At 72.6% G+C, this 15,229-nt stretch carries 13 protein-coding genes; 5 read left to right on the top strand and 8 right to left on the bottom strand.

Going from position 1 to position 15,229, the window contains the following annotated elements; translation table 11 throughout:
- Position 1: 1 nt before the first annotated feature.
- The 3 genes from FHS29_RS22370 to FHS29_RS22360 are packed head-to-tail and all read right to left on the bottom strand — an operon-like array spanning position 2 to position 1,583.
- The gene (locus FHS29_RS22370) at positions 2–964 is read right to left on the bottom strand and encodes an NAD(P)-dependent alcohol dehydrogenase (RefSeq protein WP_184693497.1); all 963 of its coding nucleotides are present in this window, start codon (positions 962–964) and stop codon (positions 2–4) included.
- Positions 961–1,245 (bottom strand): hypothetical protein, encoded by a 285-nt coding sequence (locus FHS29_RS22365; RefSeq protein WP_184693495.1) that lies wholly within the window; start codon positions 1,243–1,245, stop codon positions 961–963. Before FHS29_RS22365 ends, FHS29_RS22370 begins: the two co-directional genes overlap by 4 nt.
- On the bottom strand, positions 1,242–1,583 hold the full coding sequence (locus FHS29_RS22360; RefSeq protein ID WP_184693493.1) for an ArsR/SmtB family transcription factor: 342 nt from the start codon (positions 1,581–1,583) through the stop codon (positions 1,242–1,244). The genes FHS29_RS22365 and FHS29_RS22360 overlap by 4 nt, the downstream gene beginning before the upstream one ends.
- A 140-nt stretch (positions 1,584–1,723) precedes the next feature.
- Here FHS29_RS22360 and FHS29_RS22355 point away from each other — a divergent pair, with 140 nt between their 5' ends.
- Positions 1,724–2,881, top strand: a complete 1,158-nt coding sequence (locus tag FHS29_RS22355; RefSeq protein WP_184693491.1) for an MFS transporter — start codon at positions 1,724–1,726, stop codon at positions 2,879–2,881.
- A 67-nt stretch (positions 2,882–2,948) separates the two neighbouring features.
- Positions 2,949–3,281 carry a hypothetical protein gene (locus FHS29_RS22350; RefSeq protein WP_184693489.1) on the top strand — a complete coding sequence of 111 codons (333 nt, stop codon included), beginning with the start codon at positions 2,949–2,951 and terminating at the stop codon, positions 3,279–3,281.
- Between the two features lie 67 nt (positions 3,282–3,348).
- On the opposite strand, the gene FHS29_RS22345 is transcribed toward FHS29_RS22350, so the two are convergent.
- Entirely contained in the window at positions 3,349–4,821 is a 1,473-nt protein-coding gene (locus FHS29_RS22345) for an ABC transporter substrate-binding protein (RefSeq protein WP_184693488.1), read from the bottom strand.
- A complete protein-coding gene (locus FHS29_RS22340; protein ID WP_184693486.1) occupies positions 4,818–6,752 on the bottom strand; it encodes a hypothetical protein in 1,935 nt (644 codons plus the stop codon). The genes FHS29_RS22345 and FHS29_RS22340 overlap by 4 nt, the downstream gene beginning before the upstream one ends.
- A 446-nt stretch (positions 6,753–7,198) precedes the next feature.
- On the opposite strand from FHS29_RS22340, the gene FHS29_RS22335 reads away from it, so the two are divergent.
- Positions 7,199–9,274, top strand: a complete 2,076-nt coding sequence (locus FHS29_RS22335; protein WP_184693484.1) for an acyltransferase family protein — start codon at positions 7,199–7,201, stop codon at positions 9,272–9,274.
- Positions 9,275–9,543: 269 nt separating this feature from the next.
- Here FHS29_RS22335 and FHS29_RS22330 read toward each other — a convergent pair whose 3' ends face one another.
- The 3 genes from FHS29_RS22330 to FHS29_RS22320 all read right to left on the bottom strand — a co-directional run bounded on the left by FHS29_RS22330 (position 9,544) and on the right by FHS29_RS22320 (position 13,083).
- Complete coding sequence (locus FHS29_RS22330; protein WP_184693481.1) at positions 9,544–11,004, bottom strand: aldehyde dehydrogenase family protein; 1,461 nt, start codon at positions 11,002–11,004, stop codon at positions 9,544–9,546.
- A 241-nt stretch (positions 11,005–11,245) separates the two neighbouring features.
- The gene (locus FHS29_RS22325; RefSeq protein WP_184693478.1) at positions 11,246–11,929 is read right to left on the bottom strand and encodes an HNH endonuclease family protein; all 684 of its coding nucleotides are present in this window, start codon (positions 11,927–11,929) and stop codon (positions 11,246–11,248) included.
- A gap of 101 nt (positions 11,930–12,030) precedes the next feature.
- Positions 12,031–13,083, bottom strand: a complete 1,053-nt coding sequence (locus tag FHS29_RS22320) for a chitinase (RefSeq protein ID WP_221456483.1) — start codon at positions 13,081–13,083, stop codon at positions 12,031–12,033.
- Positions 13,084–13,387: 304 nt separating this feature from the next.
- Here FHS29_RS22320 and FHS29_RS22315 point away from each other — a divergent pair, with 304 nt between their 5' ends.
- Both FHS29_RS22315 and FHS29_RS22310 read left to right on the top strand, forming a co-directional pair.
- The gene (locus FHS29_RS22315) at positions 13,388–14,320 is read left to right on the top strand and encodes an FAD-dependent oxidoreductase (protein ID WP_184693476.1); all 933 of its coding nucleotides are present in this window, start codon (positions 13,388–13,390) and stop codon (positions 14,318–14,320) included.
- A 60-nt stretch (positions 14,321–14,380) separates the two neighbouring features.
- A complete protein-coding gene (locus FHS29_RS22310) occupies positions 14,381–15,199 on the top strand; it encodes an APH(3'') family aminoglycoside O-phosphotransferase (RefSeq protein WP_312865044.1) in 819 nt (272 codons plus the stop codon).
- The last annotated feature ends 30 nt before the right edge of the window (positions 15,200–15,229 follow it).

The raw sequence follows: 15,229 nt of genomic DNA, 5'->3' as shown, positions 1-15,229 counted from the left end.
GTCACACCGTGACGACGACCTTGCCCCTGGCGTGGCCCTCGCCGAAGTAGGCGAACGCGTCGGCCGCCCGCGCCAGCGGCAAGGTCCGCCCCACCACGGGCACGACCCGGCCGGACTCGACCAGTGCGGCGAGTTCGGCCAGGTCGGCCGCGTTCACCGCGGAGAAGAACACCTTCAGCCGCTGCCCGGTGAACAGCGACGTCGCCAGCGCCCGGACGATCCGGGGCGCGCTGCCCAGCCACCGCCCGCCGCGCCCGCTGTTGAGCACCAGCGTGCCCTTCGGCGTGAGCGCCCGGCGCAGGTCGGACAGCGCGTGGTTGCCGACGTTGTCCAGGATGACGTCGTAGCGCGCCCCTTCACGGGTGAAGTCGCGGGCGCCGTAGTCGATCACGTGGTCCGCGCCGATCGACCGCACCAGCTCGCCGCCGCCCGCGCTGCACACCCCGGTCACCCGGCAGCCCCGCGCCTTGGCCAGCCGCACCGCGAACGTGCCGACGCCACCGGCCGCGCCGTTGACCAGAACCCGTTGCCCCGCTCGCACATCCGCCGCGCGCAGCCCGTGCAGTGCGGTCAGCCCGGCCATCGGCACGGCCGCCGCCTGCTCGAACGACAGGCCCGCCGGCTTCGCCACCAGGTGCGTCGCCTTGGCCACCGCCAGCTCGGCGAACGCGCCCCGGCCGGAACCGAACACCTCGTCACCGGGTCGCAGGCCGGTCACCGCCGCGCCGACCGCCTCGACCCGACCGGCCAGGTCGGTGCCCAGGACCGGTGCCTTCGGCCGGCGCAACCCGGCGCCCAGCCGCAGCACGCGCGGCGAGCCGCGCAGGAACAGCCAGTCGGCGAAGTTCACCGAGGTGGCGTGCACGCGGACCAGCACCTCGTCGTCGGCGGGCACGGGCTCGGGGACGTCTCTGAACTCCAGCACGTCCGGTGTCCCGTACCGGTCGTAGGCCACGGCCTTCATTCGACGGTCCGCAGGATCTGCTCGACCGACGCCGTGCGCGTGCGCAGCTCGGCCACGTCGGTGGCGGTGCGCTGCTGGGCGTCCAGGGTGTTCTCGGCGAGCTGCTCGTAGCGGCGCACCAGCTGCCGCAGGCCCTCCTCCTGGTCGGCCTTAACCTTCGTCTTGCGGACGTCCAGGTAGCTCTGCAACAGGTAGAGGACGAAGACCAGGCCCAGGAAGGCCAGGCCGATGGTGAGGACCGCGTCGGGCCACGCCGTGGTCCCTGCCGCGATGGGGTTCATCGGGAACGCTCCTTGCGTCCGGGCCCCTTCTCGGGGTCGGTGAGGGTGCGGGCCGCCTCGGCCAGCGTCGAGGCGGTGAGTCGGAGGTCGAAGTCGGCGACCTCGTAGTACTTCATGGCCTTGCCGTCCTCGGACAGCTCCAGGCTGCCGACCACCAGCCCGGCCGCCTCCAGCCGCTGGAGGTGCATGTGCAGCAGGGGACGGCTGATGCCGATCTCGCGGGCCAGGTGGCTGACGTAGTCCCGGCCGCCCGCGAGCGTCGCGACGATCCGCAGCCGCAGCGGGTTGGCCAGCGCCGCCAGCACCTCGACCAGGTCGTCACCGGTCGGCCGCGTCATCGTCAGGGTTTCCCTTCACATGTCAGAAAGTTCTTACACATGAAAACTAGCACGATTCCGCGCCGGAAGTCGACGGGTCGCTGGGTGAGGTCCGTGCGGCAACTGCGGGCTCGTCGTGGCCTGACCGAGGCGGAGACCGTATGCGCGCCCTCTTCCCCCTGTACGCGGCGGGTTTCGTGACCGCGTTCGGCGCGCACTGCATCGCGGCGGGGCTCGGCGGCTACACGCAGACGTCCCTGCTGACCCTCGGCCTGCTGCTCGCCGTGTACGACGGCGCGGAGATCGTCCTCAAGCCGGTCTTCGGCTCACTCGCCGACCGCATCGGTCCACGCCCGGTGCTGCTCGGCGGCCTGCCGGCGTTCGCGGTCGCCTCGGCGGCCTTCGTGCTCGCGGGCGACGCGGGCGCGGTGGGCCTGGCCAGGCTGGGGCAGGGCGCGGCAGCCGCGGCGTTCTCCCCGGCGGCGAGCGCACTGGTCGCACGCCTCACACCGAGCGAGGGCCACGGTCGGGCGTTCGGCGGGTACGGGGCGTGGAAAGGACTCGGCTACACCCTCGGGCCGCTGCTCGGCGGCGCGCTGATCACGTTGGGCGGCTTCGGGCTGCTGTTCACGACCCTCGCGGCGCCGGCCGTGGCCGTCGCGGTGTGGGCGACACTCGCCGTGCCCGCCGTGCCGCCGCTGCCACGCACCCGGCAGACCTTGCTGGACCTGTCCCGCGGGCTCACCCACCCGGGCTTCCTCCCCCCGACCGCCGCGTTGGCCGCCACCACCGCCGCACTGGCCGTCGGCGTCGGCTTCCTGCCCGTGCACACCGGCACGGGCCCGCTGGTCGCCGGTCTCGCGGTGTCGGCGATGGCCGCGGCGGCGGCACTGGTCCAACCCGCGGTCGGCCGGGCGCGGGACGCCGGACGCCTGCGCGGCACGACCGGCATGACCACCGGTCTGCTGCTGGCCGCCGCCGGCTACACGATCGCCGCCACCCTGCCGGTGCTGCCCACGACCTTCGCCGCCGCCGTCGTGATCGGCGTGGGCACCGGCGTCGTCACACCGTTGGCCTTCGCCGCCCTGGCCGCCGCCACCCCGCCCGGACGCCTCGGGCAGACCATGGGCAGCGCCGAGGTGGGCCGCGAACTCGGCGACGCGGGCGGGCCGCTGCTGGTCGGGGGTGTCGCGGTGCTCACCACGCTGAGCGGCAGCCTGCTCGGGCTCGCCGCCGTCCTCGCCGGTCAGCGCCGCGGCGGTTCGTACGGCCACGGCGCGCCGCGACTGAGCACCGCCGATCCGATTCGCCGCGACTGAGCACCGTCGATCCGACCCGCCGCCGTTCCCGCCGTCAGCGGCGGTCGACTCCGCTACCGGCCGGCCGGTGGCGCTCGCCAGGATGACCGACGCGATGCGCAACGCCAGGGGCAGTCGGGCGCCCAGCCCGACCGGTTCGGCCACGTCCGCCGCGGCGGTCCGCACCCGGTCGTCGTCCGGTCGGGCCGTGCGCAGTGCCGCCCCGACCAGCTCCACCGCTTCCTCCTGCGGCGGCACGTCGAGTTCGAACAGCCGCGCGGGCAGGTCGGCCGGCACGTGCCGGCTGGTGACGAGCACCCGGTGCCGGGGGTCGCCCGGCAGCAGCGGGCGCACCTGGTCGTCTGTCGACGCGTTGTCCAGCAGGATCAGCGCCGGCCCGTCCCGTGGACGACACCGCTGATCTCGTGGTGGTGTGCGGTCACCGGATCGTTCCACCGCATCACCCGCCGGTGGCCGCGCGGAGTGCCCTAGTCGGTCACCAGCGCCACGAACTCCGGTTTGCCCGACCGGTCGAGCTTGAGCAGGGGGACGACCTTCTGGTGGGCGGTGCCGTCGTTGTCGTAGGACAGCAGGCCGCTGGCACCGGCGATCGAGCTCTCCCCGTTGAGCGAGTGGAACGTCTGGAGCACCTCGGCCGTCGTCACCCGCTGACCGGGCACGCCCGACGCCCGCTGGATCGCCGTGGTGGCGGTCAGCATGGCGTCGTAGGCCATGATCCCGCCGTCGTCGCCCAGCGAGGCCGTACCGAACATGCACCGGAAGCACATGTCCGGCGACTGGTCGTCGCCCAGGAAGCGCTTGACCGCCGCCTCCTGGAACCGGCGCTCCGGCTCGGGTTTGCGCCGGTCCGCCTCCCACGCCCGTTCGTCGGCCACATCGGTGTAGACGACCTCCACCCCGGCGTCCAGGCCCTGCCGGAACTGGTCGCCGCGCAACTGCTCGGCGGACAGGTCGTCGCCGGTCAGGATGTGGATCACCCGGTCCTGGCACAGCCGGGTGGCCAGTCGCCCGACGAAGCGGACCAGGTCCCGGCCCCGCCCGGCGAAGTACACCAGGTCCGCGTCGGTCGCGCAGATGTTGGGCAGCATCAGCGTGAACGCGTTCTCCACGCTGCCCAGGCCGGAGTCGTACTGCTGCTCCCGGGGCAGTACGCGGTGCGTGTCGTCGCCGAAGCCCGCGCGGAACGCCGAGGCCAGGGTCGACGGGTACAGGTCCTTGCCGTTGGTGTCGGTGACGAGGAGCGCCTTGGTGGCGCCGGTCCGCTTCGCGTGGTTGGCCGCCGCACGGGCCTGCCGCTCGTTGGTCGGCGCGGGGCGCAGCAGCCCGGGGATGTCCCTCAGGTCGTCGGCGGTGATGGTGGAGCCGACCATCGGGATGCGCAGCTCGGACATCCGCCGCATGGCCTCGCGGGCGTGGCCCAGGCTCAACCCGATGCCGGTCACCGCCACCAGGTGGTCCGGGCCGGAGCGCCGCCGGTCCAGCTCCGCCACGACCTGCGGCCACCGGCTCATGTCGCTGCCCGGGTTGGCCAGCAGCAGCTGCACCTTCGGCCGGGCGTCCTTGTTGAACGTCACCTGCGCCTGGTAGGAGCCCTGCAACTGGTTGCGCACCCACTCGTCGGTCGCGATGCCCTCCGCCGAGGTGCTCATCGGCAGGAACACCGCGACGCTGACGAACTGCTCGTCGGCCCGCGCCGCCTCGTTCGCCGCCCGGATCCGGTCGATGACGCCGGTCAGCTCCGGCTCGTCGAAGTCGCTGTCGGCCGCGGTCACCCCGACGCACTCGCCGTTGGGCGCCTTGCGCACGTCGTCCCGGCCGTCGCAGCGCTCGAACCGGTCCCGGGCGAACAGGTAGACCCCCACCAGCACGGCGACGACCACCACGACCAGGCCGACCACCAGGTACCTGTGCAACGGGGACCGTGGGACGTTCGGACTCATGCGCGATACCTCTCCGCCCGGTCGTACAGCAGGATCGAGCCCTGGCCGCGGTGCTGGGCGAGCGCGCTGTACGCGTGCTCGATGCGTCCGCGCAGCGTGTCGCCGGGGTCGCCGAGCGGGTCGCCGGACAGCCACAGCGACGCGACCAGCCGGGCCAGGGTGGCGTCGGCGGCGGGCACGTCCTCGATCAGCCGCTCCACCTGCGTGAGCGGGTCGGCGTCGGGTGCCGGCCGGTTCGGCGCGGAGGTGATCAGGTCGAGGTCGCGCAGCCAGGCCCGCGCGGTCGGCTGGTCCAGCGGGCGGTCCGCCTCGGCGAACGGGCCGGCGAGCGCGGTCACCACCGCGCCCACGTCACCGAGCGCCAGGTCGTGGTAGCTCGCCTCGGTGGTCAGACCGAGCCCCTCGTAGTACTCGCGGCAGCGGCGGTGCACGGCGGTCCAGCCGACCGGGCCGTCCTCGGCCCGGCGCGACAGCCGGTGCAGCAGCAGGGTGCGCAGCCACGGGTCGAGCACCGGGCGCGTGCCGCCGTCCTGGTCGGGCTCCAGGGCGAGCAGGAAGTTGTTCACCAGGAACGCGTAGAGCGCGCCGCCGCCGTCGGGCAGCGCGGACGCCAGCACGGTCGGTTCGGACAGGAACTCGATGCCGCGCCCGGCGGAGGCGGTGACCAGGTCCTCGCGCAGCGCCGGCGGCAGGTCCTGGACGAGCGCGTCGAGCGCCTCGTCGGCCAGCGACACCGGCCGGTCCGGGTCGGCGGGCAGCGACAGCAGCCCGCGCAACGCCTGCCCGCGCGGCGGTTCCTCCTGGCGGGCGACCACGTCCAGCAGGGTGCGCAGGCCGCCGGGGTGGCCGCGGGTCAGCCGGTACGGCAGTCCGGCGGGCAGGTCGACCCCGGCCTGCGACACCACGTCCTCGGTGGCGGCGTCGTCCAGGTGCCCCAGGCCCACCAGGTACCACTGGTCCCAGTCGGTGCGGGTGCGGCTGTCCCGGTCGGCTTCGCCCGCGGTGCGGGGGAGCGGGAGGTCGGTGCCGTTGGGCGGGGTGCCCGGACGCCGCCACGCGCCGTTCCACTCCACGTTCCAGGTACGGCTGGTGGCGAACACCGCCGCGTGGTCGGCGCGGGTGCCGGACCGGCGGCGGGCGGCGAGCAGCGCGGCCAGGAACGCCCGTCCCTCGGCGGTGTGCGCGTTGTCCAGCAGGATCACGCAGTTCGCGGTGCGCTGCAGCCGGTGCAGCCCGCCGGTGAACGCCTGGTGCAGGTCGGCCAGGAACGCGTCGAACACGATGTCGTCCACCGCGCGGCGGTCGGCGGGGGAGCCCTTGTCGTTCTTGTTCAGGTCCACCAGGAGGTCGCGCGGGTCGCGCGGGGAGCCTTTGGACAGCTTGCGCACCGAGCGCAGCATCCGCCACCGTGACAGCACGTTGAGGCCGTTGAGCAGGGTGTTGGTCGCGTCCGGCGCCCAGCCGGGCAGGCCGCCCGCCTCACCGGCCAGCCGGGCCAGGTCCAGCACCTGTGCCCGGTGCCGTTCCAGCGGCCGGTCCTTGGTCATCAATTCGTTCAGCCCGGCGAGCGCCTTGGGCCGGTCCGCGGTGTTCAGGTTGCCCGCGAGCACCAGCGCGCACAGCCACAGCCGGGGGAACGCCATCCGGCCGAACTGCGGCACGTACCGGCTCAAATCGAATGCCAACCCGGTGAGCACCCTGCTCGGCCGCGCGTCGCCGGTCTCCTGGAAGTCCAGCAGCGCCGACGGCACCTGATTCGCGCACCGGTCCCGGATCTGGTCGAGCAGGGCGGTCTTCCCGCTGCCCCGCGGCCCCAGCGCCACCACCACGGGCAGTTCACGGCCCTGGCCACCGGGCCGCCGGGTCAGTTCGTCCACGAGGCTCCACGCGATGCCGCGCACGCCCGACAGAGAACGCGCCGAACCGGACATGAGACTCCTGGAATTCCCCCGGGCCACGCCTCCCGCTGCCGTGTCGGCACATTATGCGGAGCACATAAGGGGCCATCAGGGCCGAATAACGTCGAATTCCGTCGTTCGGCCGCTCCGGCCACCGGAATGGCGCAGGTCGACCTACGATTTCGGCGGAACCGCCCCCGACCCGCGGAGCATCCCGTGCCGCCGACCAGCAGTGACCCGACGGACCCCGTTGCCCGCCGCACGTGGGCCCGACGCGTCGAACGAAGGTGTTCTCCACCGCGCCGGAAGTCGACCACGGGTGACGGGCATCACCGACGCCGGCACCACGTCATGAGGAAAGGTGGGACGTCTGGTGACTTGTCGTTACTTGTCTCAGGTATTGTCCCTGGGACGTCGCTCGACCGAGTGACATCCGGGGGGCGTCCCGAAACACCGGATCGGCGACGCGAGCGAACAGCATGGCGGAGCCGATCTTGACCCTTGCCCGGTCCTCGCGGGAGGACACCACGACCGGCGCCACCCCCGCGGCGTCGCCGACCGGCCCGGCACCCCGGTTCCGACCCGAGATCCAGGGCCTGCGGGCCGTCGCGGTCACCCTGGTCGTCGTCTACCACGTGTGGCTCGGCCGGGTGTCCGGCGGCGTCGACGTGTTCTTCGTGATCTCCGGCTTCCTGGTCACCGGTCAACTCGTGCGGGCCACCGCCAAGGGGCGCATCGCCTTCGTCCCGCTGTGGGGCCGGATGGTCAAACGGCTGTTCCCGGCGGCGCTCACCGTGCTGCTCGTGGTGATGGCGGTGTCCGTGGTGGCGCTGCCCGGCAGCCGGTGGTTCCAGACCATCCGGGAGATCGTCGCCGCCGCCCTCTACCTGGAGAACTGGCAGCTCGCGGCGGACTCGGCGGACTACTTCGCCCAGCACAACTCGGCCAGCGTCGTCCAGCACTTCTGGTCGCTGTCCATCCAGGGCCAGTTCTTCGTCGTCTGGCCCCTCATGGCGGCACTGGCCCTGTTCCTCGCCCGCGTCACCGGGTGGGGCGCGCGGCGGATCGTGCACTGGCTGCTGGTCGCCGTGTTCGTCGAGTCGCTGGTCTTCTCGATCGCGCTCACCTCGGTCGACCAGCCGCTGGCCTACTTCCACTCGCTCACCAGGGCCTGGGAGTTCGCGCTCGGCGGCCTGCTCGCCCTGGTCGTGGACACCGTCGTGCTGCCCCGCGCGGCACGGGTCGTGCTCGGCTGGGCGGGTATCGCCGGGCTGGTCGCGTGCGGCCTGGTGCTCCAGGTCGGCACGGTGTTCCCGGGCTGGCTCGCGCTGTGGCCGACGCTGTGCGGCGCGGCCGTGATCGTGGCGGGCACCACCGGCAGCGGGGCGGGTGCCGACCGGCTGCTCGGCACCCCGTTCATGCGGTACGTGGGCGACCTGAGCTACTCGCTCTACCTGTGGCACTGGCCGGTGCTGGTGCTGTTCCTCGTCGCGCGCGGCCAACGCGAGCTGGGGCTCGTGGACGGCGCGTTCGTCATCGCCCTGTCCGTGCTGCTGTCCGTGGCGACCTACCACCTCGTGGAGAAGCCGGTCCGCGGGTCGGCCATCGGCGTGGCCAAGCCGTGGGGTGCCTACCGGTTCGGTGTGCTGCTGCTGGTGCCCGTGCTGGTGGGCGCCGGGGTGTGGCAGTACACGAGCACGCGGAAGGCGTCCTCCTACGCGATCAAGCTGGACGACCCCGACCACCCCGGCGCGCTGGCCCGCACACCGGGCTTCGAGTACTGGGGCTCGCCGGACGCCGAGTACGTCCCGCCGCTGGTGGCCCTCAACGACGACGTCGGCAAGCCGCCGGACCGCGAGTGCCTGCTCGACCAGAGCGACGAGGAGCTGCGCGTGTGCACGCTGGCCGGCCCGGCGCAGCCGAAGAAGCGGGTCGTGCTGGTCGGCGACTCGCACATGCACCAGTACCTGCCCGCGCTCGCCGTGGTCGCCGAGCGTCGGCAGTGGGAGGTCACCACCATCCTGCGGGGCGGCTGCCCGTTCTCGGTGGACTCCGACGCGATCGCGGACTTCCAGCCGTGCGTGCAGTGGAACGCCTGGGCGCTGGAGCGGATCAGGGAACTGCGGCCGGACGCGGTGATCGCCAACGGCACCAGGGACATCCGCCCCGGCCTCACCGAGTACACGCCGAGTGGTTTCGTGCGGCAGTGGCGCAACCTCGAACCCGACGGCATCAGGGTGATCGCCGTCCGGGACAACCCGCGCTTCGAGGTCCGCCCGTCGGAGTGCATGGTGGCCAACAGCATGAGCGTCGCCCGGTGCAGCCCGGCGCGTTCGGACCTGTACCACGCCAAGCCGCCGTACGAGGACATCGCCGACCTGCCGTCCAACGTGTCCTTCTCGGACTTCACCGGCTACTTCTGCGACGACGACAAGTGCCCGCCGGTCATCGGCAACGTGTGGGTCTACCGCGACGACAACCACATCAGCGGCAGCTTCATGATCTCCATGGCGCCGATGGTGGAGCAGGACTTCGTGGCCAAGCTCGGCGAATAGCACCGCCTCGGTGGAATGGCACCGCCACGGCGGGTGGCACCGCCGATCCGCGTGCCCGCCGGTCCTTCCGGACCGGACGCCGGCGGGACGGTCCCGGTCTGGAAGGGTGCTGACCAGGAAGGCGCCGGCCGGACGGGCGTCGACCGGGGTACCCGCCGCTCGTCCCGGTGTTCCACGAGCGGCGGTTCCCCTTGGTCGGCCCGGCCGTCGGCGCCTGTTCCCGAACTCCCTCTACCGGTCCCCGGCCCTGCCCGGGTGCGCGACCCCGGTCAGAACGGGTAGTGCGCGTGGGCGGTGGCGAGCGTGATCCAGCGGGTCGTGGTGAACGCCTCGACACCCCAGCGACCGCCGAACCTGCCGTAGCCGCTGGACTTCACGCCGCCGAACGGGGCCTGCGGCTCGTCGCCCACCGACTGGTCGTTGACGTGCACGATGCCGGTCCGGATGCGGCGGGCCAGGGTCAACCCCCTGGTGCCGTTCTCGGTCAGGATGCCGCACGTCAGACCGTGGTCGGTGTCGTTGGCACGGGCCACGGCCTCGTCGTCGGAGGAGAACGTCTCCAGCACGCAGACCGGTCCGAACGCCTCGCCGTAGTGCAGGTCCATGTCCGGCGTGATCCCGCTGAGCACGGTCGCCGGGTGCAGCGCGCCGTCCGGCCCGTCGCCGCCGGTCAGCACGGTCGCGCCCTTGGCGCGCGCGTCGCGCACCAGCGCGGCGACCCGCTCGGCGGACCGGGTGCTGACCAGCGGGCCGATCACGGTGTCCGGGTCGGTGGGGTCGCCGTGCGGCAGGGCCGCGACCTTGGCGACGAAGCGGGCGGTGAACTCGTCGGCGACCTTCTCGTGCACCAGGACCCGGTCACCGGACATGCAGATCTGGCCGGAGTTCATGAACACGCCGAACGCCGCCGCGTCCACCGCGTGGTCGAGGTCGGCGTCGTCCAGCACGATGATCGCGTTCTTGCCGCCGAGTTCGAGCACGGCGGGCTTGAGGTGGCGGGCGGCGTGCGTGCCGATGATCCGGCCGACCTCGGTGGAGCCGGTGAAGTTGACCACCCGGACCCGCGGGTCGGCGATCAGGCTCTCGGCGACGGCCGCGGCGTCCTGCGGGTCGTTCGTCACGACGTTGAGCACCCCTGCGGGCAGGCCGGCCTCGCGCAGCACGTCGGCCAGGAACAGGCCGGACGCCAGCGGGGCCTCCTCGCTGGGCTTGAGCACCACCGTGTTGCCCGCCGCGATCGGCGCGGCGAACGCACGGGTGCCGAGGATCAGCGGCGCGTTCCACGGCGCGAACGCCGCCACCACGCCGAGCGGTTCCCGCACCGCGAGCCCCAGCGCGCCCTCCTCCTGCGCGGCCAGCACCTCACCGCGCGGGGCGGTGACCGACGCGGCGGCCTCGCGCAGGATGTTCGCGGCGAGGAAGACGTTGAACGCGGCCCACCGCGTGGTGCCGCCCACCTCGCCCGCCATCAGCTCGACCGCCTGCTCCTTGCGGGCGTCGAGCAGGTCCGCCGCGTCCAGCAGGATCTTGCGGCGGGCGAACGGGCTCAGCGCGGCCCAGCCGGGGAACGCGGCGTCCGCGGCGTCGACCGCTTTCGTCACGTCCTCGGGGGTGGCGGCGGCGACGGTCGCGAACACCTCGCCGGTGAACGGGTTGACGTCGTCGACGGTGCGGCCTCCGGTCGCGGGCACGTCTTCGCCGGCGATCAGCAGGTTGCGGTGGTTGGTCATGGTTCAGCGCCTCCTGACCAAGGCAGGGTTGGTCGCACCCAGCATACGTCCGAATGGTCCGACCACTTTTGTGCCCGAGCGTCCGCCATTTGGCCCTGCGTGCACGCGAAGCCGGTTGGAGTCGGGGAGTAGTGACGAAAACCACCAGCCGCGTGTGTCCCGGAACACGTGTCGACGCCCGTTTTCGGTGAGGTGGCCCACATCCGGCGGACCGACCTGTGCGGTACGGAGGACGCCCTGGCTACTGGCACGGCGCCAGGGTGCGTTCCAGGGCGGCGCGTTCGACGGCCGTGACGGTCAACGCGTACTCGGCTTTGACACCCACGTAGATGCGGGCGTACGCGCAGCCGTAGCCGGCGTTGGGCGGCATCCACTCGTCCGGCGTCTTGTCACCCTTCGACTGGTTGATCCTGCCCTGCACCGCGACGAGGTTGCGCAGGTCGTTGGCGGCGGCGGTGCGCTGCTCCCGGGTCCAGCCGGCGGCACCGCTGCGCCACATCTCCGCCAACGGCACCACGTGGTCGATCTGGATCTTGGACACGCTGGTCACGGTGTCGCCGGTGTACGGGTCGTGGAGCGTGCCCTCCTTCACCCCGCAACGGCCTTCCTTGCGCACCACGTTCGCCAGGTCGCGGGCCAGCACCTGGCTGCGCTGGTCGCAGCCGTCACCGTCCACGTCGGACCAGGGCTGCCCGAAGACGCACGCCGCGCCCTCGTCGCAGTCCCGGACGTACCCGTCGAGCGAACCCGGTTCGGCCACCGTCAACGCGCCGAGCCGGGTGCGGGCGGTCGCCGAGTCCGCGGTGCCGGGCGGGACGCGGTCGCTCGCGCTGCCCGGGTCGGTCGCCGCCGGCAGCGAGGCGCAGCCCGACAAGAAGACAGAGCCCGACAGCAGGACGGCGATCAGCACGGCCAAGGCGCGCATCGGGCTCCTCCGGGGTGGTGGTACCCGTGGTCTACCCCGGAGGAGCCCGCCCGCTAACGCGCCCGAACGGCCGATCCCGTTGCGCCGTCAGGGGAATCGCCTCACCTGCCCTGCAACGACTTCACGTTCCGGCCGAACGTCCAGCCCTTGGAGCCGTCCCAGTTGATCGACCAGGTCATCAGGCCCTTCAGCTTGCCGCTGTAGGTGTTCCAGGCCTGCGAGACCAGACCGGTGGACATGTAGCCGCCGCCCGCGCCGGGCTGCGCCGGCAGACCCGGGACCTGCTTGTCGAACGGCACCCTGATCGTCGTGCCCTGGATGACCAGGCCCTTGTCCAGGCAGTTCGTCTGGGCGGTGAAGCCCTGCACGGTGCCGGCCGAGTACGAGTCGCCCTTGCAGCCGTACATGTTGCCGTTGTAGTACTGCATGTTCAGCCACCACAGCCGGCCGTTGTCGGCGTACTTCTTGATGATCGGCAGGTACGCGCCCCAGATCGAGCCGTACGTCACGCTGCCGCCGGTCACGTACGCGGTCTCCGGGGCCATGGTGAGGCCGAAGTTCGACGGCATCTTCGCCAGCACGCCGTCGATGATCCGGATCAGGTTCGCCTGCGACGCGGACAGCGTGTTGATGTTGCCGCCGCCCACCAGGCCGGTCTCCACGTCGATGTCGATGCCGTCGAAGTTGTACTTCTGCAGGATCGGCACCACCGTCTCGACGAACCGGTCCGCCACCGCCGAGGAGTTCAGGTCGATGCCCGCGGTCGCGCCGCCGATCGACATCAGGATGGTCAGGCCCGCCGCCTTGGCCGCGCACATCTCGGCCGGGGTGGCGACCTTGACCGTCGCGTCCATCCCGTCCTCCCACAGCACCGTGCCGTCGGAGCGGATCACCGGGAACGCGGCGTTGATCACGTTGTAGCCGTTGTCCCGGATGCGCTGGTCGGTGATGGGGATCCAGCCCAGCGGCGGGTGCACGCCGTTCTTCGCGCCGTCCCAGTTCTCCCAGTAGCCGTGCAGCACCTTGCCGGCGGGCTTGGACTTGACCGCGCACACCTCTTCGGCCGGTGCCGCGGCCGCCGCGCCGGTCAGCGAGGACGCGGTGAGGGCTATCGCCGCACCGACGGCGAGCAGTCGTGAAAGCCGACGAATCATGGTCCCGACTCCTTCTCGGCGGACGCTTGCGCAGGGATCCGCCAATGGTCGTTTTCTCGGCGAGGTCCGCCGGCCCACCGCGTCGTCAGGGTCGCGGTGGGCTGTGCCACGTGGTCGGAGAAGGGTTCTCCAGGGCAGCGCACGAACCTCCGGGGTTCTCGCTCACTGGCCCCCGACGGGTGTGCCGCCGGTTTGCGCCGCCAGAAGTGATCTATCGGAACTGCCATGGAAGCAGGCGGTCCGGTGGCGTCACAACCCGACGTTCGGCGGAACCTGCCGCGCGCGCCCCTGGTAGGACCGGTGCATGGGCGATGTGGCGGTGGTCGGTGCCGGCGTGATCGGGTTGACGTGCGCGTTGCGGCTCGCCGAGGCCGGGCACCGGGTGGCGGTGCTGGCCGATCGACGGCCGTCGGAGACGGTGTCGGCGGTGGCCGGCGGGTTGTGGTTCCCCTACCGGGCCGCGCCGGTCGACCTGGTGCTGCGGTGGGGGCAGGTGTCGCTGTCCCGGTTCCGCGAGCTGGCCGCGGCCGACGGGAACGGGGTCTACTGGCGGGAGGGGATCGTGCTGCACCGGTCGGCCGCGCCGGACCTGTCGTGGACCGCCGCCGTGCCCGACCACCGCCCGGCGGAGGTGGGGGAGCTGCCGGACGGCGTCGTGTCCGGGGTGGTGTGCTCGCTGCCGGTGGTCGACATGCCGGTGTACCTGGAGTGGCTCGCGGCGTGCTGTTCGCGGGTGGGTGTGGCGTTCCGGCACTCGACGGTGGAAAGCCTGGACGCGGTGCCGCAGCCGACCGTCGTGGTGGCCGCCGGGCTGCGTTCCGGGGACCTGACCGGCGACGGCACGCTGGAGCCGGTGCGCGGGCAGGTGGTGCGGCTGGCCAACCCCGGGCTGACGCGGTGGGTGGTGGACGACGACAACCCCGGCGGGATGGCCTACGTGATCCCCCGTGGCGGGGATGTGGTGTGCGGCGGCACGGCGGACGAGGGTGCCCGCGACCTCACGCCCGATGCCTCCGTCGAACGCGGGGTCCTGGCCCGTGCCGGGGAGTTGGTGCCGGAGCTGCGGAACGCCGCCGTGCTGTCCCGGGCGGTGGGGCTGCGCCCGGTACGACCGTCGGTGCGGCTGGATCGGGTGGTGCTCGGTGGACGTGCGGTGATCAGCTGTTACGGGCACGGGGGCGCCGGTGTGACGTTGTCCTGGGGGTGCGCCGAGGACGTGGCCGAGTTGGCCGCATAGCGCTCACCGGGCGCGCGGACCCGTCGGAGGGCGGGTAGCCCGCCGGTTAGGATGATCTTCGTGCGCGGCTCATCGGATCGTGAGTGGGAGTCCCTGCTCGCCCGGCATCAGCCCGGCGGGTGGGAGGCCGTCACGAGCGGGGAGTCCGGCGCTCGTGTGTTTCGCAGTGCCGACGGCTCGCGGTACGCCAAGTGCGTGCCCGCCGGGCACCAGGACCTCCTGGCACAGGAGCGGGAACGGGTCGACTGGCTCGGTGCCGGCGACATCCCGGGCCCCGTGGTGCTCGACTGGGTCGCCGACGCCGCCGGCGCGTGCCTGGTGACCAGCGCCGTTCGCGGGGTGCCTGCCGACAGCGTGTCGGCCGAGGCGCTCCGGCAGGCGTGGCCGTCCATCGCCGAGGCGGTGCGCGGGTTGCACGCGCTGCCCGCGCAGGACTGCCCGTTCACCCGTGACCTGGCGCGGATGTTCGCCCTCGCGCGGGACGTCGTCGCGCGCGGTGCGGTCGACCCGGAGTTCCTGCCGGTCGAGCAGCGGCAGACGCCGCCCGCCGAGCTGCTCGCACGGCTCGCCGGGCAGGTCGGTCGCCGCCTGGAGCAGGAAGCCGCCGACACCGTCGTCTGCCACGGCGACCTCTGCCTGCCCAACATCGTGCTCGACCCGGACACGCTCGACTTCGCGGGTTTCATCGACCTCGGACGCCTCGGCCGGGCCGACCGGTACGCCGACATCGCCCTGCTGCTCGCCAACGCGCGCGAAACGTGGGACGACGAGCACCAGGCGATCGCCGCCGACGACGCCTTCGCCCGCGACTACGGCATCACGCTCGACACCGACCGGCAACGGTTCTACCTCCACCTGGATCCCCTCACTTGGGGATGACCCGCGGTGCGGTATCGGCGAAGGCGACAC

It is taken from the genome of Saccharothrix tamanrassetensis (genome assembly GCF_014203665.1).
Taxonomy (GTDB): domain Bacteria; phylum Actinomycetota; class Actinomycetes; order Mycobacteriales; family Pseudonocardiaceae; genus Actinosynnema; species Actinosynnema tamanrassetense.
Note: the sequence above shows the minus strand (reverse complement) of the source record. Positions and strands in the feature narration are given on the sequence as shown.